Source organism: Moorena sp. SIO1G6 (assembly GCF_010672795.1).
GTDB lineage: Bacteria > Cyanobacteriota > Cyanobacteriia > Cyanobacteriales > Coleofasciculaceae > Moorena > Moorena producens.
In genome coordinates this window covers 1-1610 of record NZ_JAAHFZ010000170.1, presented here as the reverse complement: position 1 = coordinate 1610, position 1610 = coordinate 1, and the positions used below count along the sequence as shown (strand labels likewise).

Below are 1610 nucleotides of genomic sequence, written 5' to 3'. Positions count from 1 at the left end.
CGAAGTTGGGGTCACGTAATCAAAAGATGCTGGTATCACATTGTTCTCCTTTCTCATTGTAGCTGGTCAGCCGGTCAGCATTTCAGCCAGTCAGCTTGTTTTTGGGTATAGAGGCAAGTTGCACAACCAAATACTATACCGAAAGGCAAAGCTGAAATGCTGATTAGCTGAAGTGCTGACTAGCTTAAGGCCGTTCCAAGAAATTGAATCCCGATCTATGTGGGGATGGGTGAAATCGTGACAAACCATTTTTCAAGGCCTGAGAGTCTGTCGAAGCGTTGCTCAAGTTGAGCCATAGCCTTCTGAGATAGTTTGACACCAGATTCGTATATACGCTCAACAAGAGTAACGACCGGTTGCTTCGAACGCCATGTGAATGATTGTGCAAAGGCAAGGACGGCATCAATAGAATCAAGTAAAGAACCGTTCCAATGTTGCTCCAAGCCACCCCAAACGCGTTCAACTGGATTGTACTTACTATGATAGGGCGGATAGTAGGCCAGTTGAATCGTGAGTTGCTGCTGGTCGGCGAAGTCAGTCAACCGTCTCATTAATTGAGTGCGTCGGCTATGAGCTTCGGGGCCATTGTCAGAGTTGATGAGCAATGTGGTTACCTTGGGAAAACGGCTACGTATTGTTTCCCAAAAGGAGGTCAGGCAGTCAACTATGAAATCACTGGTTACTTTTGAACTCGCCATATATAGAAAGCATTCACCATAGTCTGGCAAATAGATGCCAAAGGGCGTAATCTTGGCCTCTGGTTGGAAATCATGATCGGCCGCCTTGACTGTGATTCGGCTCTTCCCATGGCGTGAAAAGGGACCGATGTTGACTGTCGCCTTCGCATCCATGGAGAGGCGCAGCACACTCTCGTCCTTTCGTGCATCTTCATGCTCTTGAATTAACCGAGCGAAGATAGCATCGGTTTCTGCAATTTTTTTTTTCGGCTGGTTCTTCTTGACTGTTTTGAGATGATAGCCTAAGTCATTGATGCGCTGACGTAGTACTTCGTCATTTGGCAATTCTTGCTCTGTGTATCTGTACCGGTCGATTAACTGAATGCGTACTTCACGTACACTCAGACGGGTGTAAAGCCGTTGACTTTGAAACGTTGCATCCGTTTGACTCTGACCATCTAGAATCTGTTTAAGGTCTTTAATCAAGTTGGGCAATCGTTCTTCGACCCTTTTGCGACCAGGGTTACTTGGTCTGTCCGCAAACTCTAGGCCACTTTCCAGTTCCTGACGCCCTTTGCGCATTGTTTTCGGATCCCAACCTAGTTCTCGGGCACAATAGGTTTGCCCTCCTGAACCCAGACTTTGCACGATGCCCGCCATAAATTTTCGTCTCGCGCTACCTTGCAGATTCTCTGCGGCTGCGCGGTATGTTGCTTTCAATGTCTCGTTAAGCTCGATTCTCATCTTCCCTCCTTGCCTTTATCTCTCTATTTTCAGGCCACCAGTGAGGGATTCAAAATCTTGGACTAGCCTTAGAGGCGGAATGATTCATAGAACATAGTTTATCACAGTTGCGGGGAGGAAAATATTCATCATACAGATCAGTGCAATCGAAACGGGTCAACTGCAATGTCTGTGGGATCCACCTGATCC

At 47.0% G+C, this 1610-nt stretch carries 1 protein-coding gene; it reads right to left on the bottom strand.

Annotation, left to right across the window (positions count from 1 at the left end; translation table 11 throughout):
* Nucleotides 1-215 precede the first annotated feature (215 nt).
* Nucleotides 216-1415 (bottom strand): ISAzo13 family transposase, encoded by a 1200-nt coding sequence (locus F6K63_RS36780; protein ID WP_502708411.1) that lies wholly within the window; start codon nucleotides 1413-1415, stop codon nucleotides 216-218.
* Between the last annotated feature and the right edge of the window lie 195 nt (nucleotides 1416-1610).